General features: G+C 46.3%; 1 protein-coding gene. It reads left to right on the plus strand.

Features of this window, described 5'->3' with window-relative positions:
* Window positions 1-743, plus strand: a 743-nt coding sequence (locus ACP45E_RS22535; RefSeq protein ID WP_141707501.1) for an efflux RND transporter permease subunit, incomplete at both ends; no start/stop codon positions are given.

Consider the following 743-nt stretch of genomic DNA (forward strand, 5'->3'; position numbering starts at 1 on the left):
GGGCGGTTTTAGTGCATTGTCGCTTTCTATGCAGTCAAACAGTGCCACCTTATTTATTGCTCTTAAATCGTGGGATGAACGTAAGCAACTAGAAGGTAGCCACACTGTATTTGATGTACAAGCTCGATTGAACGGACAGCTAAGCCGCGTTGTCGGTGGTGTAATAATGACCATTGCACCCCCTGCTATTCCAGGTATTGGTTCTGGTTCTAACCTAGAGTACATGTTGCAAAACAGCTCTGGTGCAAGCCAAGTTGAGCTATCGAATACCGCTCAAAATCTGATTGCTAAGCTCAATGCCGCACCAGAAATTGGCCGCGCTTACACCTTGTTCCGAGCCAACGTTCCTCATTACTACATTGATGTTGATCGTGAAAAAGCGCGTCAGTATGGGGTTTCTGTCACGGCAGTGAATGACACTCTCATGACGTACTTGGCTTCTTCACGTGGTGGCGATTTCTCTTTATGGGGCAATACGTTTTACATCACTTTGCAGGCAAAAGCAGAGCAACGTATCGGTATTGATAATCTAAAAGATATTCACGTTAAAACCGCGTCTGGTGAGATGTTACCTATTTCCACCATTGCCAAAGTTGAGCCGCGCCTAGAGGCCGATATTGCATCAAAATATAACATGCTGTCGGCGACTAAGATCTATATCGCCCCTGCTCCTGGTTTCTCTTCAGGGCAAGCAATGGCCGTCGTTGAAGATATATCTAGTGCTGAACTGGGTGCCGGTTATG

Source organism: Vibrio genomosp. F10 str. 9ZD137 (genome assembly GCF_049974785.1).
GTDB lineage: Bacteria > Pseudomonadota > Gammaproteobacteria > Enterobacterales > Vibrionaceae > Vibrio.